A 20,600-nucleotide genomic window follows, 5' to 3' on the forward strand; every position below is an offset into this window, starting at 1 on the left:
AAGTCTTTTCTTATTTAGAATATAAAAATGTAAAGATGCAATGATGCAAGTACATCACACAAGGGGAAAGGATCCCCGCTTCCTATCTTTTTTAGTAGTAAAAAAATTCATTTTGGTAAAGCTATAAGAAGATAAATAGGGGAGGTAGTAGCATGGAGAAAAATACGGTTAGTAAGATAGTTTCTGATATGGCAAACTTGCTACTGTTTCAACCACCCAAAGAGCCTAATCCTTTTGTTCTTGATGAAACAGAGTATGATACGGAGGAAAGGAATAATTTCTCGTCATCAGCCTTACAAGAACGTAGTCGTGAGATGGAATTTTTATTGGATTATGCTAGAGGTTTAAAAGAATTTCTCAATAAAACAATAAAAACCTTGCAGAATAGCCCAGAGACTGGAGTAATAGAAACCGTCAAAAAAGATTTTGAAAAAATAGAGACTCAGTGGACAGAAATAAAAGAAATACTTCTTGAGAATCGCAGTACGGATGGTATGTATAATAATTCTGTTGTAAGCACCAGTCTAGATGGAAACGAAAAAATCTTAGAAATCATCTACAATTTGCCCATAAACAAAGATATTGTAATTCGAAAAATTAGCATTGCGACCCAGCCTAGAATACAAGTCATGATGGTATTTATGGATGGCTTAATTGATAAAAAAGTTGTGAATCTGTCAATTCTAGGACCCTTATTATTTATGCAAGAGCGGAAGGAAAAGCTAGAAGGGGACGATTTAATCGGTTCTATTATGGAAAAATGCTTGCCCAGTGGACAAGCTACACGAATCAACAGCTTTGTAGAGGTACAACAGGGAATTAACACGGGCGATGCCATCTTATTTTTTGAAGGTAGTAATGAAGCGGTGGCTGTAGAAGCAAAAGGCTATGAACACCGTAGTATTGGTAAACCGGAAACAGAACAGTCGGTACGTGGTTCACAAAACGCCTTTACTGAAGTATTGCGTGTTAATACGGCATTAATTCGAACTATGCTGCATGCTAGTGACCTTGTAACAGAAATGATTCCCGTAGGGGCTCGGGGAAATTCCAATTGTGCGGTAATGTATATAAAATCAATTGCCAATGAACAGCTTGTTTCAGAAGTAAAAAGGCGGATTAAAGGAATTCGTGTAGATTTCATTGCAGATTCAGGTATCTTAGAACATTTGATTGTAGATGATCCTCGCAGTCCCTTCCCTCAGACTCTGTCAACAGAACGACCGGATCGAATGGCGGTGCACTTAGTAGAAGGACGGGTCGGAATTTTAGTTGATGGTAGTCCTTTTGGCCATATTGTACCTGTTTCCATATTTACTTTAATGCATGCTTCTGATGACTTTAGTTTAAATCTTTATTATACCAATATGCTTCGAATCATTCGCTGGTTTAGCGCCATGTTGTCCTTATTACTACCAGCCTTATATCTGGCAATTAGCACTTTTCATCAGGAGGCAATACCAACGGACTTACTGTTATCCATTACAGCTGCCAGGGCACAAGTACCTTTTCCTACTATTATAGAAATCTTGCTAATGGAAATCTCCTTTGAGCTGATTCGTGAAGGGGGACTTCGTATTCCTGGTATCTTAGGATCAACGATTGGTATCGTAGGTGCATTGATTTTAGGGCAAACGGCAGTTACGGCAAAGATTGTAAGTCCCATGATGGTAATTGTCATTGCAGTGACGGGCCTAGCCTCCTATAGTATCCCAGATTATCGCTTAGCCTCTGCTTTTCGCTTATTTCGATTTCTATTTATCGCATTAGCAATGGGGATGGGTCTTATTGGAATTGCTTGTGGTCTCCTGGTTTTAGTTGCGATTATCTCTTCAATGAAATCTTTTGGTATGCCTTATTTGACACCTGTAGCACCAAAGACGGTATATGGTGGAGATGTAGTTCTCAGAAGCCCTGTTTACCAGCAGCCAAGAAGACCTGATGAACTCAATACAAAGGACCCTGTAAGGCAAGAAACTATTAGTAGAATGTGGACTAAAAAGCGAAGAAAAGGGGATAAGGATGAATAGCTATCATACGGGGAAGTTAGGTCTAATGGATGGTGTAGGACTAGTTTTTTGGCTTGTAATTCCTCGGCTATTTTTGTCTACCATTTCAAATCTAATTCAGGAAAATGGGCAGATTTTGTGGCTAGCAGAAGTTGTATACACAGTAATACCTTTATTGGTTTTTTTTATGATGGTTTATGTGAGCAAATATGCAACTGGAGATATTCTTATTGTATTACAGAAGCTAGTAGGGGAGCTGGGAGCATGGTTTATACTCTTAATCTACAGTGTTATGTTTCTGAGTAATAGTGCCTTGACCTTGCGTCTATATGCAGAATATACCTTAGAGACTGCTTTGCCTCAGGTAGAATTCCAATTGGTGATCGTTTGGTATGTTATTACTGTTGGCGTTATATGTTATTTAGGTATAGAAGCATTGACGCGTACGGGTTATATTGTTTTCCCATTCTTACTCGGTGGACTTGTTTTAATATTACTTATGCTTATTCCTTTTTATATTGGCTACAATTTAACTCCTTGGCAGGGGTATGGCTTTTTTCGCGTGATTACTTCGGGAGTCAATGGCGCAGGTTATAATTTTGGCGTATTGTCCCTAATTTTTTTGGCGCCTGCATTTCAAAATGTACAAACCATAAAAAAAGCGGCGCTTTATGCGTTATGTGGCGCAGGGGTATTACGAATTAGTTTTAGTTTGGTCTACATAATGGTTTTTGGAGTTTTAGGATCGGAAAAGACGATGCCCCTTTTCGAATTGGCACGTTTAGTTTATCTCAATCAGTATATTCAACGGATTGAAGCTTTATTTATCATAGGTTGGGTAATCTTGGGGTTATTAGCAGTTGCCGGTGGTTTATACGTCGCATTATATTTAATTGCCATGTTACTCAAATTACCGACATTAAGGCCTATTGTGCCTTTAGGAGCGTTAATTATTGGAAATTTGGCCATGCTTCCTCCTGATATTGGTTATACCCTTAAAGTAGATCAATATTTACTAGCGGCACTTGATATTGGTATATACGTTTTTCCTACACTGTTGTTTAGCATGGCATTGTGGAAAAGGAGGAAGGAAGGATGTACCTCCGTTTAATTGTAGGGATTATTTTAGTGGGGGTGTCTATGGTGCTTTCTGGCTGTAATGGGGCGCGAGAAAGCAATGAGGTTGCTTATATTATTGCTATGGGCCTTGATAAAGCAGAGGAAAAAGGAATGGTTACAGTAACATACAAGATCGCTAAACCCAGTGTAGAAGGTAGTAAAGAACCTGGAGGAGATGCCTTTCTAATCAGCAATACAGCAGTAACCATAGCCGAATCACTTAATCTGCTTAATTCTATAATCGCAGCTAAGCCTTCACTCTCGCATACGAAAGTATTAGTGCTAGGAGAAGAATTATCCAGGCAGGGATTAACGGATATTTGGGGGTCTCTGTTTCGGTATCGGGAATATCGTGGATCAATGTTTGTTTTAATAGCACGTGGTACAGCTAAACAGTTTTTAGAGGAAAGCAAGCCTACTACAAATATGTCACCCGCTAAGTATTTTGAAACCGTGCTTATTTCAGGAGAGGAATCAGGTTATTTTCTGCGTACTAGCTTTCATCAATTTTACCACCGGCTTAAAAGCAGAAGTTCTCAACCTTATGCCACGTTAGTTGCCATCAATCCACAATCTGGTAAAGGGCAGATTGCCGTGCCCAAAGTTCCCGGCGGCAAGATCAATGGCTACATTGCGGGAGAGATCCCCCGTGAAGGGGGAACTTCTGCAGAGTTTGCAGGTACTGCCATATTTTCTGGAGATAAAATGGTGGGAATGCTAAGCACAACGGAAACCCGTATGTTATCAATGTTATTAGGTGCATACCACCGTGGATTTTTATCCGTAGAAGATCCTCTTGACCCTAAATCTTATGTAAACGTTTATTTGCGATTAGGTTCCTCTCCTAAAATTAAAGCGACCCTAGAGGATGGTCATCCCCTAATTACTGTTAAGATCTTACTGGAAGGTGAATTTACCAATATTACATCGGGGATTAACTACGAGGAAGATAGTTATTTAAAGTTAGTAGAATCTCAGATAAATAATGTTTTACAAGAAGAAATGGTCAATTTTATTAAACATACCCAAGAGCTTAACTCGGATGTCGCAGGATTCGGCTATTACATGCACCCCCTATTTTCCAATATGCAAGATTTCTTGGATTATAACTGGAATGAAAAATACAATCAGGCAGAAGTGCATGTTGAAATCAACACGAAAATTCGTCGCACTGGTTTGATGCTTAGAACCGTTCCGATGGAAATAATCGAAAAAGGAGAATAAGACATGGAATATGTGTTTTTATTATTGGCTTTATTAGCTGGTGTCCACGGAATTTCATTTTGCCTATGGTTAAAAAAAAATGGAAATCGATTAGGGGCCTTTGGAGTAATTGTTCTTGCGCTTTTAAATATAGTCTTACCTATTTATAACATAATAAGGGAGGGGTAATGAATGTATTTGAATTTTCCGCTCATACTACAAGTAAAGTAATAAGGAGGCAAAAAAGATGGGATTTAAAAAATGGTATCTAATTGCAACATTAGTAATCGGTGTGCTTTTGATGAGTGGTTGCTCTCTCTTAAAAACGCCTCAGTCCAAGCCGGATCAACAAACTCCGCCGCCTGCTAATCAGAAGCAAGCGATACAAGGGAACGAACCTGATATTACTGTCTTTATGCATGAAACAGGGGAAAAGAAAACCATGAAGATGGAAGAGTATATAGCAGGTGTAGTCGCAGGGGAAATGAAAAATGACTGGCCAGTAGAGGCTTTAGCAGCACAAGCTATATTGGCAAGGACATTTACGGTACAAGCCATAGAAGAAAAGGGAGGTGTACCGGCAAGGGGAACACAAGCATCTACAGATATTAAGGAATTTCAAGCCTATGATGGGAAATCAGTAAATGATCGTGTTAAAAAGGCAGTTGAAATGACACGAGGAATGATAGCTACCTATCAAGGCAAACCAATCCATGCTTGGTTTCACGCTTCTGCCGGTGGTATCACAGCAACGGCGAAAGAAGGGCTTAACTTTAAGGATGAGGAACCTCCCTACATTCAATCTGTTAACTCTCCTGATGAACTAGCTCCTAGTGATGTACAAAATTGGACGGCTTCTTTCACGAAAAAAGAAATGATGGAAGTTATGACAAAAATGGGGAAAACGGCTGCTACTATCGAAAGTGTAGAGATTGGAAAAAAAGGACCTTCAGGCCGTGCAACCACATTACTAATTAACAAAACTTTAGAAGTTTCCGCACCAGAGGTAAGGGTAGGACTGGGCAGTACAAAACTTAAATCCATGCTGTTAGACAAGGTAGAAGTTAGCGGTGAAACGATAGTCTTTACCGGTAAGGGGTATGGTCATGGAGTAGGATTATCCCAATGGGGGGCAAATAATTTAGCAGCGAAAGGCAAGAAACCTGAGGAGATCATTGGACAATACTTCAAGGATGTAACAATTGAAAAACGTTGGAACTAATAAAGAAGACTTGATTCAGATGGAGTTTTAACTCCATCTGAATTTAAGTCCCACTTATCCAGGGACTTAGCCGCCTTGGGTCCGGGGACCCTTAGAGCGAACTTATTTCGAGTTTACAGACTGTTATCCTGACCAGAGGAAGGGTATTACAGACCTGTTAACGAGATCGAAGATGGGAGTCTTAGAGCGGTTTAGTCATCGGATAAAAAACAGCCAGAATAATAATCTGGCTGTTTTTCTATGTAATATTATTATTGATCTTGGTATAAAGAGAGAGTGAAACGCAAAAAATAGTAATTACAGGAAGGAGGAATGGTATGAAAAGGTTGAAATGCTCTAAGATTCGGAAACTATCAGCGGATAGGCCTGAAGCTTCGGTACAACTAGCTAAAAAAGAATTGAATAAATTACAACAGATGACCAGTCAAAGCATCTCCGTAAGCGATGAGATAGAGCAGATTGTTGCTGATCTTCGTCGAGTTGCGGCACCATCCTCCGAACCCTTTGTTTTTACGAAAAAATTGAAAGAAAACAGGGAATTATTAGGAGCTATTTTTAAAGATTGCGGTGATATTGAATTTCGTAATTTTGATGCGGGCGGAAAGAAAGCACTAATCGTTTATCTTGAAGGTATGGCTGACACTTCTAATCTAGAAAGAAATGTAATTAAGCCGCTGATGAGCCAGACGGGACCTGATAATCCGAATACAGGTAACCTAGCTGAAATTTTTGCTACGATGAAAAGTATTTCAGAGCATATCTTGGGTGCTTCTTCTGTAAGTGTTTTAACCAAAGCTAGTGCAGCAATTGATGCAGTGATGACGGGAAATGCTCTTCTTTTAATGGATGGTCTTTCTGAAGGTTTGAGCATTTCTGCTGTTAAATACGTGAAACGTGATATTGGCGAAGCGAATAATGAACATATTTTAAGAGGACCCAATGAAGCCTTTAATGAAGGTCTTCCAGACAATATTGTTTTGGTACGCCGCCGCTCTCGGGATACCAATCTTAAAGTGCAGATATTAAAAATAGGGGAACGGACGAAGACTTCTGTTGCCGTACTGTATGTAGCAAATTTAGTGAAACCAGGCTTAGTGCAAGAGGTAGAGCGCCGCCTAGGATTGATCAAAACGGATAAAATATTAGCTTCAGCTAAGATTGAGGAATTTATCGTAGATCATCCTTGGTCACCTTTTCCCCAGCTTCAAACAACAGAAAGGCCAGACAAAGTTCTTGCGGCATTATATGAGGGCAGGGTAGGAATTATCGTAGATGGTACACCTGCTACACTATTAGTTCCCTGTACGTATAATGTGATGATGCAATCTCCGGATGATTATACAATACAACCAGTAATCTCCAGTCTCATTCGCTTGACTAGAAATGCGGCAGCCTTTATTGCTATTTATCTACCAGCTATTTATGTTTCTGTAGTTTCATACCATCCAGGAATGTTACCGACTACTATGGCGATTTCTATTGCAGAACTGAGGGCTCGTACTCCTTTTCCTTCTTTTTTAGAAGCTTTTATGATGGAAGTCTTACTAGAAGTGTTTCAAGAGGCTATCGTTCGTCTACCCCTAAGATTGTCTGGTGCCGCCACTATGCTTGGTGCATTTGTTGTTGGGACCACAGTAGTGCAAGCAGGGTTAATTAACCCATTGCTAGTAGTCGTTGTTGCGATTACCGCCATTTCTTCTTACTCTATGCCTTCTTATCCCTTCAATTTGGCCTTGCGTTGGCTGCGAATTCCCATGCTGATGTTAGCATCTATATTAGGATTATATGGAGTCATAATAGGAATATTAGCGGTAACAATACATGCATGTTCTCTGCGTAGTTTTGGTGAATCCTATATTGGAGGATTGTTTGATATTGATCTTTTATCCGATTGGAAAGATGGTATAGTCAGGCTGCCTGCTAAATTACTAAAAGAAAGGCCTAAAGAATTTGGTGCTAAGGATCTAACGAGGATTGGTGAGGAGGATGGCTAATCTAGAAGTAAAAAAACATATGTCTGCAGGGCAGTTGGCAATTGTAGTATTTGTAACTTGTATAGGTGCTCAAATTATGCTGACGCCTCGTGGTCTAATTGCCGAAGTTAAAAATGGTGCATGGATCAGTGTCCTATTGGGGGGAATGTTTTTTTACACCGCTACTTATTTTATGCTAAGGCTGGGAAAGCAGTATCCGGATGAGACCATAGTAGAATATGCGCCAAGAATTTTTGGGCGTATTGGCGGCGGCATTGTAATTTTCTGGTTCAATTTGCTATTTTATATGCAGGTTATCACAATATTCTATGGTGTAGGTAGAATTATAACCTTCTATATGTTTGATAGAACGCCACCCGAGGTAGTAGTTTTGGCTTTATTGGTAGTATGTACCTATTGTGCATTGCAAGATTGGGGAACAATTCTGCGTATACAGCAGTTTTTATTTGTAATTGCTTATAGCATATTAATTTTGGTTTGGTTAACTAGTATCTTAAATTTTCAGCCAGAGAATATGTTGCCCTTATGGCCATTAGATATAAAGGGAGTGACTTTGGGGAGCTTTACCACATGGGGGATGTATAGTGGGTATGAGTGTGTACTCTTATTACTTCCTTTAGTCTATCGAAAAGTGAGCCTTGCTAAATTAGCTAAAACGGTTGGCGTGGCTTTTGTAGGGCTTAGTATCGTATTTATGCTTATCATTGTGCTTACCATTGGAGTATTAACGGTGGAAGATGCCAAGAATTTGCCGTTCCCATCTCTAATTGTCATTCGTAGTGTGGAATTGCCAGGTACATTTTTGGAACGTTTGGAAAATTATTTACTAGTAACCTGGATACCTGTCGTATTTGATACCTTGGCAGCGATGATGTTTTTTATGGCGGAAGTATGTATGCGGCAGTGGCGGCATGCTGATCATCGCCCAATTCTATTAATGTTGGTACCAATAATCTACATAGGCGCTATGTTAATTGATACTCCGCAAGTAAATGAAATACTGGGGAAATTTACAATGTGGCTAGGTTTATCATTTTCTTTCGGCGTCGTGCCCACGGCTCTTCTGCTTACTTGGTGGAAAAAAAGTAAGGTAGGTAAGGACTGTGGCTAAAAAGAAGTGGATTGCTTGTGTACTAATACTTTTTGTATGTATTATGATCTCTGGTTGTTGGGATATGCGAGAATTACAGGACCGCAATTTTGTATTAGCAGTGGCAATTGATAAGGCAGATGACGTGAAAGAAGTAGAAACCTTTGTACAACCCCATGGTAGCAAACGCTATCGAGTGAGTTTACAGATATTAAAGTTAGCTGCAGGTGCAGAGCAAAAGGACGAATCTAGGACTTTTATCAAATCCAATACAGGTGAGTCTATGTTTGAGATGATTCGAGACATGTTAGGCCAAAGTAGCAAGTCTCTCTGGTTTGAACATTTACAAGTGCTTATTATTAGTGATGCAGTGTTAAAAGAAGTAGACTTAGGAGAAATTCTGGATTTTTTTAAACGGGATTCGGAAATGCGCTCTCGGATTAAAGTCTATGTTACGTCTGGGAAGGCTCGCCCCATAATTGAATTCAGCCCTCCATCAAAGGAACCTGGTGGTGTCTTTTTAGCCAATCTTAGTCGCCTGCATCTTAAAAACCTTCATGTTACCGCATCACGGACTGATCTTGGTTATACGGTTCAGCATTTAGATAATAAAAGCGATGTTATTTTGCCGCGAATCGAAATGGTTGATAAAGTGGTAAAGCTAGGCGGTTCTGCTGTATTTAAAAAGGATAGGTTTATTGGTTATGTAGATGAGTATGCTGTAGCAGGTTCTAAAATGATGTTAGGCACGGAAAAGTCAGCTGTTGTTACAATTGATTCGCCTAAAACCCCTGGGCATCAAATTGTTTTTGAGCTTTTTCGTCATGATACAACGCTAACACCTCACGTGGAAAATGGATCCATTTATTTCACCGATGATATTACTATGTATGGAAATATTGGAGAAATTCAAGGTGATATTAATGTAAATGATGCAATGGACCCAGAATATCTCCGAATACTGGAAGTAGCTTTTGCGGAAGAAATTAAGCGAAATATTTACTATACAGAAAAGGTTTTAAAAAAAGAAATGAAGGTAGATGCTGTCGGCAGGTTTGCCAGCAAATTAAAGGCCCATGAGCCGGAAACTTGGGAGCAAGTAAAAGACCAATGGGATGAGCTATATCCTACCATTCCCTTATATGTTTCTGTTAATGTAACAATAAGAAATATTGGTAGCCATAAGTAGGGTGTATAAGTAAATGGCTCATTGGGATTATCTGTAGCAAGCCTATGCTGTGGAGGTGGTGGATTTGTTATCTTATTTAGGACATTCTACAATTAGTAAATGGTGTAAGGTTTGTTTAGGATGCATTTTTACTATTACGATCAGTATGTTTATTGGCGGTTGTTGGGATCAAAAGGAACTGCAGGAAAGACATTTTGTGTTGGCGGTGGGCATTGATAAAGCGGATGAGGGGGAAGACGCAAAGCAGGAAAAAGATAAAAAGTCTCTTGAAAGCTTTATACAGCCTCATGGTGATAAGCTCTACCGTCTTAGTTTCCAAATACTACAGCTAACACCTGCAAGTAGCGGTGGCGAGGGAGGAAGAAAAGCGTCAGTATCAACTTATGTTATTTCCAGTACGGGTGAGTCTATGTTTGAAATGCTGAGGGATATGTTAGGACAAGTAAGTAAAGGCTTTTGGTTTGAACACATTCAGGCCATTGTCATTAGCGAAGAAGCTGTCAAGCAGGAGGGATTACAGCCTATAATTGATCTATTCCGCAGGGATACGGAAATGCGCTGGTTAATAAAACCTCTAATTACTTCCGGTAAGGCGAAAAAACTTTTAGAGTTTAAGCCTCCTAGCGGTGAGCCAGGAGGGCTATTTTTGGCCCGTAGCCTACATTTATACAAGAAAAATCCTCATATGCCAGGTTGGAATTCAGGTTTAGGAGAAACTTCACAAGCAATTGATAATAAAAAAACAGTGCAGATAAGTCGGGTTGAGTTGGAAGGGGATATGATAAAGCTAGGTGGAACAGCTTTATTTAAGGAAGGTAAATTTGTTGGGTATATAGATGAGTATGCTACTAAGGGAACGGCCTTTTTTAGTGCCTCAGAAAAGTCGGCTATTATTACGATTGAATGCCCTGACCATCCAGGAAAGATACTTGCTTTTGAGCTTTTTCTCCATGAGACAAAGCTCACTCCCCATATCAACGGAGAGGAGATTTACTTTACCCTGGACATTAGGATGAAAGGTAATCTTGGTGAAAACCAATGTGGGGATCATTTTGATGCAATGGACGAGGAAGAACTTCATAAAGTTGAGATATTAGTAGCAGAGGAAGTAAAACATAATATATTATATGCTTTTCATAGTTACCAGCATCTACAAACCGATCCAGGAGATTTTGCGGGTAAACTAAAAGCACATCAGCCATTAGCCTGGGAACGAGTAAAAGAGCATTGGAATGAAGAACAATTCCCCAATATTTCCTTAATACCTTCTGTTAATGTGATAATAGAGAATATAGGGGGACACAAATAAAAGCAGGCCGTTGCCTGCTTACGTTTCTCTTACCCCATAACCATACTGAACAACCAGAAAAAGATACCAGCAGCAGTATAACCTATGGCTGTTTTATAGGCAAGGTTGGCTTCACGTCCCCTTGCATTGTGTTTTGCTAAAATATTACCAAGATGCCATGATCCTCCAGCAGTGGTAAAGAAAACTAGTAAAACCCAGATTGTAGTTTTGTGGACAATTTCATAAGACACTCTTTGCCAAAGGTGATAAAGTGTGGATTGCTCTATGATCATAAAAAAATGCTCCTTTTACTGAGGAATTATTTTTAGTATACCCAAATTATTCTAATGTACTATTTCTCGAATAGGGGTCATATACATGGAGTAGTTAGCATAAAGGAGGATTCTTTCTATGGGGATCGATGATAAAACACCTACATGGCGTCACCAAATACTTTTAGTTGACCGTGAGGAAATAACAATTGATGGTGTTAGCAGCTTGGGAAGTTACGACGAAAAAGAAGTCATTATGGAAACAGAACAGGGGTTATTGCTGATAAAAGGGGAAGGGCTTAATATTAAACAGCTAAATCTAGATAAGGGTAATATTGTGGTGGATGGCGTAATTAAAAGTCTTTCTTATGACGATTCTTCTCATGCGAAGAAAGGATTGTTAGAACGGTTCTTAAAATAAAAAAACATCCTTAGTAACTTTTAAGGATCTTGGCTTGGCGCAAGCCAAGTTTTCTTTACGGAATCAGAAAGTATAACACTTTCTTAATTCCAAGTAAGAACGACTAAGGCTTCTGCCTGCGTCTGAGGACTTGGCAGAAGCCAAGTCTTTTCTTATTACGAAAAAAATCTTTATTATCAATGATTCGTCCAGTTCTTATGAAAGGAGTACTGTCTTGCGGCGACGATTATTGATGGTGTGGCGTGTTGGTTTGATTGTTTTGGTGCTGGAATTCGCGATTTATACCTTAGTAGGCTACCTAAATCTAGGTAATCATAGTCTAGTATGGGAGAAATTTAATGAGAAAGCCTACACCATAGCAGATGTTGATAGTAAAATACCTTACGCACAAAATATCAATCGTCATGCCCGCCAAGTTGGGATTAATGCACAGGTAATTGCTAGCTTGATTCAAGCGGAGAGTTCCTTTCAACCTCGCGCTCAATCAACAGCAGGGGCTTATGGTTTAATGCAAATTACGCCTGGAACGTGGCGGCAGATCAATCAAGAAAGTAAGGTATGCGTTGGTCGCCATCCAGGGGAGTGTAGTTCGGAGTGCTATTATAACGAAGAACTTAATATTAGTATTGGCACTGTATACCTCAGTCAATTACTAAATAAATACAAAGGAAATATGGTATTGGCTTTAGCTGCCTATAATGCGGGTCCGGGAGCTGTGGATAAGTATGGTGGTATACCTCCCTATGAGGAAACGATTAACTATACTAAACGGGTGATTGACAACTGGTATGAGTTAAGTGGTTATCCGCTACCTAGTTCTATTTTCTCATTAACACAGTGGGAGAATGTACATAAACTCATAGGTTGGTGTTTTATTGCTACAATCCTAGGATTATTGTGGGTAGCGAGAGGTTTATATAGATATCATCATTCGTGGCGCTGGGGGTGAAGCAGTGCAATTTAATAGTCAGGTTATCACTTTTCTAATTACGATTGCCACTGGTATTTTATTAGGAGTGTTATTTGATGGTTATCGGGTTCTGCGTGGTACTTTTAGACCCAAAGTACTGACGACCTGGTTTACTGACTTATTATACTGGTTACTAGCGACAGTGATTGTATTTCTTGCTTTAGTAATAAGTAATTGGGGAGAACTTAGGTTCTATGTATTTCTGGGAATTATAAGTGGTGTAGTTTTCTATTATCGATTATTAAGCCTATATACGATTCGTTTATTTTCAGTTGTAATTAAGTTGATTAAAAAGACTACCATACTTGTTAAAAGAATTTTTATGGTACTAATCATTAAGCCCGTTTTATTGTGCATGAAAATAATAGGCTGGCCTTTTAAATTCACGAATCGAAAGATGAGGACCTGGTATCGTAAAAAGTATCCAAAACCACCGATTGATGAGAAAAAATAGAAAAGAGATTATAAAAAAGAGGAATGCACCATCAAGTTGACGAATAAACATACTTCAGATGCAATATTTTTTAGATGGTGGTGTGGTCAATGCAAGGGCGGCATAAGTATCGAGTTAAATGGTTTAAGTTATTTATCCTAGTACTTGGAGGATATTTTTTATTTTTGACGGTTAGCCAACAGAGTCAGCTAGCTTCTATTCGCCATGAGACCGAAAGTACACGTATGCAACTCGAACAATTACAACAAACGAATGCGGCGCTAAAAGGGGAACGTAATGCGTTGCAGGATTCCAAATACGTGGAGAAAATAGCGCGGGAAGAACTTGGTTTAGTAAAACCGGGAGAGATTCCTTTCATTACAACAGAAAAAAATAATTTGTAGCGGCTTTCCTTGACACCTTTTCGGTGTCAAGGTTATAATATGGATGAAAAACATAGTTTTTTAAGGGGGAAGTTTGATTAGTATGTCCATTGAAGTTGGCAGTGTGGTTGAGGGCGTTGTGACAGGTATTACAAATTTCGGAGCATTTGTAGAGCTGCCTGGAGGAAAAGTAGGTTTAATTCATATCTCAGAAGTTGCTGATGTATATGTTCGCGATGTGAAGGATTTCCTTAAAGAGCAAGATCCAGTAAAAGTTAAGGTTTTGTCAGTTGATGAACGTGGGAAAATTGGGTTGTCTATTAAGCAGCTTCAACCACCAAGTCCAAGTCCAGCTCCTAATCCTATTCCAAGGAGAGCACCAGCCAATGATAATCGGCGTTTTGGTAAAGTAAATGCGCCGTCCTTTGAAGACAAGTTGACTAAATTCTTAAAAGACAGCGATGAGCGTCTTGGAGATTTAAAACGTAATACAGAATCCAAACGTGGCGGACGTGGCGCTGCTCGTTCTCAATGATGGTTCATCAGAGCATTTCTTAATGAAATGCTCTTTTTGATTTATCCGATGACTAAACCGCTCTAAGACTCCCATCTTCATCTCGTTAACAGCCTGTAATATCCTGCCCTCTGGTCCGGGTAACAGTCTGTAAACTCGAAGTAAGTTCGCTCTAAGGGTCTCCGGACCCAAGGCTCACTTATATAAGTGGGAGTTAAGAGCGGCTAAGTCCCTGGATAAGTGCGACTAAGATTCAGATGAAGTTAAAACTCCATCTGAATCAAGTCTTCTTTATAAGGACTTTTGTAAGAATAGTTTTAGTAAATTTTCTGTGTGACTCGACAAAAAAATAAGCTTTCTTAAAGGGAAAATCACCTGGCAAAGAATTTGTCAGGTGATTTTTTAAATTTTATTCTACTTTTTGTCGGAATTTTTGTTTCTTACCTGACTTGTTAAGACAAAGAATGAATACCAATATATGTAAAATAATAGTACGCTCTTTTATTAAATAGATAAACAGCCTTAATACTCCCAGTCTCATAAGAGGGGAGAACTAGAATGGATAAGTCTTGTGTTTTCAAGTGGGGCGGGTTAGTGCTTACTAGTATTATATGAACAGAGGTGTCTGAATATGCCAAAAATGACAGTTGTTACTTTACCGAGTGAAATGCTAGAGGTATTCCAGCCAGTGGCAAAGAAAAAAGCAAGTCCAAGATGGTTTCCTTTGAAGGCAATTTTTCGTAAGATGTACAATAGACTCTTTTCATTGGTATATAGTGAAAATTGGTTTATGAATGTTTTGGCTTTTTTACTGGGGCGGGTTTCCATCATGGGAGATATAGCACCCATGGGATTGGCCTTTTTTGCAGCAGTAGCCCAAATTCAAAAAAGACGAGCCTTTATGGTTGGAATTTGTTCGATTGCAGGACTGGCATCAGGAGGCTACTATACAGAGATTGGCACTTACTCGGTCTTTATGTTTTTATATTTTTTGTGGGCAGATAAAATTACCCGATTGCATAAAAAAGTATTAGCTGTCCCTATATTACTGTTTTGCGTTGTGCTTTGTAGTGGATTGTTCATTGGTATGTTTCATCAACCAACACTATATACTTTTTTAGTGGTGTTACTTAATGCTGGGACATGTATGATCCTATCTCATATTTTTATGTATGCGGTGCCCCTGCTGATTGGCGAACAGTCTCATATCGTGCTGCGGCAATATGTAACAAGTGAACGGCTTAGCTGTATGATTTTACTACTGGCAGTAGCAGTAGCTGGCTTGGGTACTACTGTGATATTTGACTATAGTATTCGTAACATGGCAGGTTGTTTGTTAATTATGGCCATGTCACTTGCTGGCGGGCCTGGGTTTGGCGCGTGTGTTGGAGTGGCAGTTGGTGCAATCATTGGATTAAGTAACGGAAATGCGGCTCTGTCCATATCATTGTATGCAGTGGCAGGAGTCTTAGCAGGAACCTTTCGAGGATTAGGAAAATTTGCAGTTATTTTAGGATTTGTCTTAGGGAGTGTTATTACGGTTTTATACTTTGGTCAGGATGATCAATTGACAAAGGTAATGAGTGAATGTGCTATCGCAGGTGGTTTATTCTTTTTTGCTCCCAATAAAAGATTAGCAGCGTGGCATGATATTGCTTTTACATCAACACCTTCTATTGGCGCAGATTCTTTGCATCTAAAAGAAACCGTAGCTAAAATTCATAATATCGCAGAAGTATTTAATGATTTTGCTAGTACCTTCAGTAGTATTGTTGAAGATACGAAAGGAAAGATCCAAGATGACGAGCTGGCTAGGACCTTATCCGCCGTAGGAGAGCAGGTGTGTGTGGATTGTAATAAACGGTCACTGTGCTGGGAAACGGATTTTTATCGTACTTACCATGGGATATTGGATATTTTGGGGCAGGTAGAAAATCATTCATTGTCTGTAGAGAAGATGCCAAAGGTATTTCAAGAAAATTGTATTCGTTGTAAGGAATTACTCGATACAATAGTTTTAGTTTCAGAGCGAAATCGTTCCGCTGCTTTTTGGCAAAAAAGGATGATAGAACAGCGTCAAACAGTTACTGAACAAATGAAAGCAACTAGCGTCATTATTAGCAATTTAGCCTATGAAATTGGCAAAGTAGAGCAAACTGATCAAAATATGTCTTTACTTTTACAAGAAAAGGCCGCTATGCTTGCGTGTCCCCTTACGGGAGTGCGAATAAGAGGTAAGGCAGGGGAAGGTATTATAGAGGCTAAGAAAACCTGCTGTAACGGGAAACGAGAATGTGTCAACACAGTTTTGCCTTTAGCTTCTAGTGTCCTAAGAGAAAAACTAGAACTATTAGCTGAATGTGGTGATGAGAGAAAAGATAAGAAATGTACGTTAACAATGAAAGTGGCAAAAAAATTTCAAATTGAAACGGGTATTGCTAGCTTTGCCAAAGAGGGACAAAGTGTGTGTGGCGACGCTTGTACCGTTGTACCTTTATGTAAAGGAAAGGTTGCATTAATATTAAGTGATGGTATGGGGAGTGGCAAGAAAGCAGCCGTTGAGAGTTCTCTTGCCATTAAGTTTTTGCAAAAATTGTTATCCATTGGCTTTGATATTGATGTAGCAGTTATGACTATCAATTCGATGCTGCTCCTGCGTACAAGGGATGAATCTTTTGTAACGATTGATATGGCAGTGATTGATACTTACTCGGGAGAAATTGAATTTTTAAAAGTTGGTTCGGCACCAAGTTTTGTTAAGAGAGTTAGAGAAGTTATGACGATTAAATCTTCCTCGTTGCCAATTGGTATTTTACAGCAAATAGAGTTAAAGCCAATAAAAGCAACTGTAGTAGATGGTGATTTTATTGTAATGGTAAGTGACGGCATTGTTGATGTTCCTCAAAGCAGCTTGGATAAAGAAAATTGGTTGGCTAACTTTTTAAGGCGAGGGGTTAATACAAAACCGCAGGCTCTTGCAGAACAAATTCTAGCTCAGGCTTTATTATTGTCTGGCAATCGTGTGCATGATGATATGACAGTTATGGTTGCTAAAGTTTCTAACTCTCTAGATTCAGTAAAATAAGTATTATAAGTATTATAAGAAATAACTCAGGTGTACCTCATCTGGGTTATTTTTGTTTTCATTGCAGGAGAATATAATAAGGCGCGAGAATAAAGGCTAAAAATAGCATAGGCGGTGTAGGTGTTGACAATCTCCTTGGAGCAAATCGTTTCATTAGTTATAGTAGCTGGCGAGATTATGCTTAAGAATGGAGCGGAGACGTATCGAATTGAAGAAACTATGGATCATATGGCCAAAGCTTGCGGCGCCCTTGCTGTAGAGAGTTTCGTCATTCCAACAGGGGTTTTTCTAACGGTAACGGACGCTAATGGTCAGACATTGACTGTCATGCGTCGGGTAAGTAATCGTACGATCAACTTGGACCGTATTTCAAAGGTGAATGAGTTATCTCGGCGTTTGGTAGATCAGCGCATGGAATATAGGGATGCCAAGAAAATTTTGGAGCATATTAGTAAAGAACGTACAGGATTTTCCCTTTTACCCTCCATGCTGGCATCAGGGACTATAGGCGCAGGTACGGCAATATTGCAAGATGCTCTTTTGCCAGAAGTAGTAGTTGCTTTTATGGCAGCAGCAATCGTTCGATATATTGCCCATATTATATCTAGATTGCATGGGCTTTCTTTTTCTTTTGAATTTCTTGGTGGGATGGCAGTAGCTTTTTGTGGGACCCTTCTACATTCTTTATTGCCCCATTTAAGACCAGATGCTGTCATAATTGGCGGTATTATGCCCCTTGTTCCAGGTGTAGCAATCACCAATGCCATACGAGATGTAATTGCCGGAGATTTACTAAGTGGTTTATCTAGGGGGCTAGAAGCGGCCTTAACATCGGTAGCAGTTGCTATGGGGGTAGTCATTATGTTGGCTCTTACGGTATAATGAGGTGGCGTTAAAATGGCATTGAAAATTATAGCAGTTTTTTTAATTTCGGCTTCAATTGGTATATTATATCGCATACCACGCAAATTAGTAGCGTCAGCAAGTTTAGTTGGAGTAGCAGCTTGGCTTATTATGTTTATTACTATGCAGTCTGGGGCAACAGTGATAGTAGCAGATTTTTTTGCAAGTGTTACTGTGGGAGTGCTGGCTGAGATATTAGCTCGTATAATAAAAAAACCCGCAACCATTTTTATCATACCTGGATTTATTCCCTTGGTGCCTGGAGGTGATGCTTACTTTACTATGTTGTATATGGTAAAAGGACAATATTCTGCCGGGGTTTCCATGGGAATGCAGACTATATTGTCAGCGGGAGCTATTGCTTTTGGTATTTTTGTAAGCTCTACTATTTTTCGAATAGTAAAAAGTAGTAATAGGGAGAGTAATTAGCAGGATGTTGGAAAAAGTTAGAGCGTGGATTGATAAACATAAGATGCTACTTACAGGTGATACTATAATTGTAGCTTGCTCGGGTGGGCCAGATTCGTTGGCTTTATTACATATCCTTGCCAGATTACGTTTAGAATATAGTATAAGTATAGTAGTTGCTCATGTAGATCATATGATTCGGGGGCAGGAATCGGCCCTCGAGGCAGCCTTTGTAGTAAACTTTTGTCGTGAGCGTAGTATTACGTGCTATCATACGGCAATTGATGTTCCTAGGTTCATAGCAGAGACGGGGACATCAGGAGAAGAAGCTGCTCGAATTCTACGTTATCAGTACTTGCGGCAAGTTGCTCAGGACGTAGGGGGAGCAAAAATTGCGACAGGGCATCACCAAGACGACCAAGGGGAAACTGTATTAATGAATCTGTTACGTGGAGCCGGAAGTGCGGGGATTCGTGGGATTCAACCAGTTAATGGAGATATTATTCGCCCTTTTTTAGGAGTGAGCCGTGCCGAAATAATTGATTATTGTAAAACAGAGGGTTTAGAGCCGCGATTTGATAGTTCTAACGAAAATTTGAATTATTTACGTAATCGTATTCGAATGCATCTTTTACCAGAGCTAGAAAAGAAGTATAATAGTTCTGTCAGGGAAGCTTTGTGCCGAACGGCGATGATCGTAGGCGATGAGCATAATTTTATTCAAAAGACAGCGAAAGACGTGTGGGCTCAGGTTGTTACAGAAGGCACAGATCGCATATTTATTGCTACTGAGCCAATGAATTCTTTACATATTGCCGTAAAACGTGAAATTTTTCGTATGTCCATAGAAAAAAAACAAGGATCTGTAAGAGGAATAACCTTTTGCCATGTGGAAACTTTGATAGAGATGCTTTTTACTGGACGAGTAGGCAGCAAATTACAGTTACCTGGTGGCCTTACCGTTCACAAAGATTATGACGGATTATATATAGGAGCAAACCCTGTATCTTTAAAAAAAAAGGTAGAGTATCCTGGACAGGAACTAATTGTACCTGGTAGTAATCTAATTACAGCATTGGGGATCGAGATTACAGCAGAGCTAACAGACACTTTTGTTAAAGCGAAAACAAATAGGGCTGTGTTTGATGCAGATGAATTATCTTATCCTTTATTTGTGCGCACTCGTCATGATGGCGATCGCTTTCAACCTCTTGGGTTTGCAGGAAGTAAAAAAGTGAAAGATTTTCTAATTGATTTAAAGGTCCCGCGGGAAATGAGGGATGACATCCCAATTATCTGCGATCAAAAAAGTATTATTTGGGTGGGTGGTTATCGACAAAGTCAAAATGGTAAGAGCAGGGACACAACAAAAAAAAAATTGGTACTAACAATTGTAGGAAATGCAATAAAAGAATAATTTTTTTTTGTTAGATTGAATTTTTTATTGCGTAATATATATAATAAAACAGGAGGAACAAGAGTGATTAATGATGTCGAAAGGGTCTTACTTAGTGAAGAGGAATTAGCAGGGCGTATTGCAGAGATAGGAGCACAAATTACTGCGGATTATGCAGGCAAAGAAATTCTAATGATTGGGGTATTGCGTGGGGCAGTACTATTTATGGCTGATCTAGCTAGAGCAATTAAAATACCTGTAGCAATTGATTTTATGGCTGTGTCCAGTTATGGAGCAGGTACCAGTTCTAGCGGTGTGGTACGTATCTTAAAAGATCTTGATGAGAACGTAGAAGGAAAACATGTTCTAGTAGTAGAGGATATTATTGATTCAGGGTTGACATTAAATTACTTGATGGATAACCTTAAGTCGCGTAAACCTGCTAGTATTCAAATATGTACACTTCTTAATAAGCCAGATCGCCGTAAGGTAGATGTAGATATTGCTTATAACGGTTTCACCATACCGGATTATTTTGTGATTGGGTACGGTTTAGATTATGCTGAGAAATATCGGAATTTACCCTTCATTGGTATTTTAAAACCTGAAGTTTATCAAGACTAAGTTTTATTGTTAATTATTAGGTTTGGTGGTATAATATTTTTCTATGAAGGCCAAAGGACATAACAATGCCCATGGCA

At 39.3% G+C, this 20,600-nt stretch carries 20 protein-coding genes; 19 read left to right on the forward strand and 1 reads right to left on the reverse strand.

Features of this window, described 5'->3' with window-relative positions; all coding sequences use genetic code 11:
- Positions 1–152: 152 nt before the first annotated feature.
- From QSJ81_RS09465 to QSJ81_RS09505, 9 genes are all read left to right on the forward strand, one after another.
- A complete protein-coding gene (locus tag QSJ81_RS09465) occupies positions 153–2,030 on the forward strand; it encodes a spore germination protein (RefSeq protein ID WP_285717167.1) in 1,878 nt (625 codons plus the stop codon).
- Positions 2,023–3,120 carry a GerAB/ArcD/ProY family transporter gene (locus QSJ81_RS09470; RefSeq protein ID WP_285717168.1) on the forward strand — a complete coding sequence of 366 codons (1,098 nt, stop codon included), beginning with the start codon at positions 2,023–2,025 and terminating at the stop codon, positions 3,118–3,120. Before QSJ81_RS09465 ends, QSJ81_RS09470 begins: the two co-directional genes overlap by 8 nt.
- Positions 3,105–4,352: a Ger(x)C family spore germination protein gene (locus QSJ81_RS09475; protein WP_285717169.1), complete on the forward strand. Its 1,248-nt coding sequence runs from the start codon at positions 3,105–3,107 to the stop codon at positions 4,350–4,352. Before QSJ81_RS09470 ends, QSJ81_RS09475 begins: the two co-directional genes overlap by 16 nt.
- 3 nt (positions 4,353–4,355) lie before the next feature.
- Positions 4,356–4,520, forward strand: a complete 165-nt coding sequence (locus QSJ81_RS09480; protein WP_285717170.1) for a hypothetical protein — start codon at positions 4,356–4,358, stop codon at positions 4,518–4,520.
- 58 nt (positions 4,521–4,578) lie between these two features.
- Positions 4,579–5,553 carry a SpoIID/LytB domain-containing protein gene (locus QSJ81_RS09485; RefSeq protein ID WP_285717171.1) on the forward strand — a complete coding sequence of 325 codons (975 nt, stop codon included), beginning with the start codon at positions 4,579–4,581 and terminating at the stop codon, positions 5,551–5,553.
- 317 nt (positions 5,554–5,870) lie between these two features.
- Complete coding sequence (locus QSJ81_RS09490) at positions 5,871–7,547, forward strand: spore germination protein (RefSeq protein WP_285717172.1); 1,677 nt, start codon at positions 5,871–5,873, stop codon at positions 7,545–7,547.
- Positions 7,540–8,658 carry a GerAB/ArcD/ProY family transporter gene (locus QSJ81_RS09495; RefSeq protein ID WP_285717173.1) on the forward strand — a complete coding sequence of 373 codons (1,119 nt, stop codon included), beginning with the start codon at positions 7,540–7,542 and terminating at the stop codon, positions 8,656–8,658. Before QSJ81_RS09490 ends, QSJ81_RS09495 begins: the two co-directional genes overlap by 8 nt.
- Entirely contained in the window at positions 8,651–9,826 is a 1,176-nt protein-coding gene (locus tag QSJ81_RS09500; protein ID WP_285717174.1) for a Ger(x)C family spore germination protein, read from the forward strand. The genes QSJ81_RS09495 and QSJ81_RS09500 overlap by 8 nt, the downstream gene beginning before the upstream one ends.
- A gap of 58 nt (positions 9,827–9,884) precedes the next feature.
- Entirely contained in the window at positions 9,885–11,135 is a 1,251-nt protein-coding gene (locus QSJ81_RS09505; protein ID WP_285717175.1) for a Ger(x)C family spore germination protein, read from the forward strand.
- A gap of 29 nt (positions 11,136–11,164) precedes the next feature.
- Here the strand turns inward: QSJ81_RS09505 and QSJ81_RS09510 are convergent, their stop codons facing one another.
- The gene (locus tag QSJ81_RS09510; RefSeq protein WP_285717176.1) at positions 11,165–11,407 is read right to left on the reverse strand and encodes a hypothetical protein; all 243 of its coding nucleotides are present in this window, start codon (positions 11,405–11,407) and stop codon (positions 11,165–11,167) included.
- A gap of 118 nt (positions 11,408–11,525) precedes the next feature.
- On the opposite strand from QSJ81_RS09510, the gene yabP reads away from it, so the two are divergent.
- The 10 genes from yabP (at position 11,526) to hpt (ending at position 20,523) form a co-directional block, all read left to right on the forward strand.
- A complete protein-coding gene (gene yabP / locus QSJ81_RS09515; RefSeq protein WP_285717177.1) occupies positions 11,526–11,807 on the forward strand; it encodes a sporulation protein YabP in 282 nt (93 codons plus the stop codon).
- 214 nt (positions 11,808–12,021) lie between these two features.
- Entirely contained in the window at positions 12,022–12,756 is a 735-nt protein-coding gene (locus tag QSJ81_RS09520; protein WP_285717178.1) for a lytic transglycosylase domain-containing protein, read from the forward strand.
- A gap of 4 nt (positions 12,757–12,760) precedes the next feature.
- A complete protein-coding gene (gene yabQ / locus QSJ81_RS09525) occupies positions 12,761–13,231 on the forward strand; it encodes a spore cortex biosynthesis protein YabQ (protein ID WP_285717179.1) in 471 nt (156 codons plus the stop codon).
- Between the two features lie 89 nt (positions 13,232–13,320).
- On the forward strand, positions 13,321–13,614 hold the full coding sequence (locus QSJ81_RS09530) for an FtsB family cell division protein (protein WP_285717180.1): 294 nt from the start codon (positions 13,321–13,323) through the stop codon (positions 13,612–13,614).
- 82 nt (positions 13,615–13,696) lie between these two features.
- The gene (locus QSJ81_RS09535; RefSeq protein WP_038667541.1) at positions 13,697–14,128 is read left to right on the forward strand and encodes a S1 domain-containing RNA-binding protein; all 432 of its coding nucleotides are present in this window, start codon (positions 13,697–13,699) and stop codon (positions 14,126–14,128) included.
- A gap of 610 nt (positions 14,129–14,738) precedes the next feature.
- Positions 14,739–17,192, forward strand: a complete 2,454-nt coding sequence (gene spoIIE, locus QSJ81_RS09540) for a stage II sporulation protein E (RefSeq protein WP_285717181.1) — start codon at positions 14,739–14,741, stop codon at positions 17,190–17,192.
- Positions 17,193–17,312: 120 nt separating this feature from the next.
- Positions 17,313–18,074: a threonine/serine exporter family protein gene (locus QSJ81_RS09545; protein WP_285717182.1), complete on the forward strand. Its 762-nt coding sequence runs from the start codon at positions 17,313–17,315 to the stop codon at positions 18,072–18,074.
- A 15-nt stretch (positions 18,075–18,089) separates the two neighbouring features.
- The gene (locus QSJ81_RS09550) at positions 18,090–18,524 is read left to right on the forward strand and encodes a threonine/serine exporter family protein (RefSeq protein ID WP_285717183.1); all 435 of its coding nucleotides are present in this window, start codon (positions 18,090–18,092) and stop codon (positions 18,522–18,524) included.
- Between the two features lie 4 nt (positions 18,525–18,528).
- Positions 18,529–19,920, forward strand: coding sequence for a tRNA lysidine(34) synthetase TilS (gene tilS / locus QSJ81_RS09555; protein WP_285717184.1), 1,392 nt, complete (start codon positions 18,529–18,531; stop codon positions 19,918–19,920).
- Between the two features lie 63 nt (positions 19,921–19,983).
- Positions 19,984–20,523 (forward strand): hypoxanthine phosphoribosyltransferase, encoded by a 540-nt coding sequence (gene hpt / locus QSJ81_RS09560; protein ID WP_038667557.1) that lies wholly within the window; start codon positions 19,984–19,986, stop codon positions 20,521–20,523.
- Positions 20,524–20,600: the final 77 nt, after the last annotated feature.

Source organism: Pelosinus sp. IPA-1, from assembly GCF_030269905.1.
GTDB lineage: Bacteria > Bacillota > Negativicutes > DSM-13327 > DSM-13327 > Pelosinus.

Bases quoted from the DNA above. Each gene is read 5' to 3' on its own strand.
- QSJ81_RS09485 (WP_285717171.1), top strand. From the start codon at position 4,579: ATGGGATTTAAAAAATGGTATCTAATTGCAACATTAGTAATCGGTGTG.
- QSJ81_RS09550 (WP_285717183.1), top strand. From the start codon at position 18,090: ATGGCATTGAAAATTATAGCAGTTTTTTTAATTTCGGCTTCAATTGGT.
- QSJ81_RS09465 (WP_285717167.1), top strand. From the start codon at position 153: ATGGAGAAAAATACGGTTAGTAAGATAGTTTCTGATATGGCAAACTTG.
- QSJ81_RS09530 (WP_285717180.1), top strand. From the start codon at position 13,321: ATGCAAGGGCGGCATAAGTATCGAGTTAAATGGTTTAAGTTATTTATC.
- QSJ81_RS09470 (WP_285717168.1), top strand. From the start codon at position 2,023: ATGAATAGCTATCATACGGGGAAGTTAGGTCTAATGGATGGTGTAGGA.
- tilS (WP_285717184.1), top strand. From the start codon at position 18,529: ATGTTGGAAAAAGTTAGAGCGTGGATTGATAAACATAAGATGCTACTT.
- spoIIE (WP_285717181.1), top strand. From the start codon at position 14,739: ATGCCAAAAATGACAGTTGTTACTTTACCGAGTGAAATGCTAGAGGTA.
- QSJ81_RS09510 (WP_285717176.1), bottom strand. From the start codon at position 11,407: ATGATCATAGAGCAATCCACACTTTATCACCTTTGGCAAAGAGTGTCT.
- yabP (WP_285717177.1), top strand. From the start codon at position 11,526: ATGGGGATCGATGATAAAACACCTACATGGCGTCACCAAATACTTTTA.
- QSJ81_RS09490 (WP_285717172.1), top strand. From the start codon at position 5,871: ATGAAAAGGTTGAAATGCTCTAAGATTCGGAAACTATCAGCGGATAGG.
- QSJ81_RS09535 (WP_038667541.1), top strand. From the start codon at position 13,697: ATGTCCATTGAAGTTGGCAGTGTGGTTGAGGGCGTTGTGACAGGTATT.
- QSJ81_RS09480 (WP_285717170.1), top strand. From the start codon at position 4,356: ATGGAATATGTGTTTTTATTATTGGCTTTATTAGCTGGTGTCCACGGA.
- QSJ81_RS09475 (WP_285717169.1), top strand. From the start codon at position 3,105: ATGTACCTCCGTTTAATTGTAGGGATTATTTTAGTGGGGGTGTCTATG.
- QSJ81_RS09495 (WP_285717173.1), top strand. From the start codon at position 7,540: ATGGCTAATCTAGAAGTAAAAAAACATATGTCTGCAGGGCAGTTGGCA.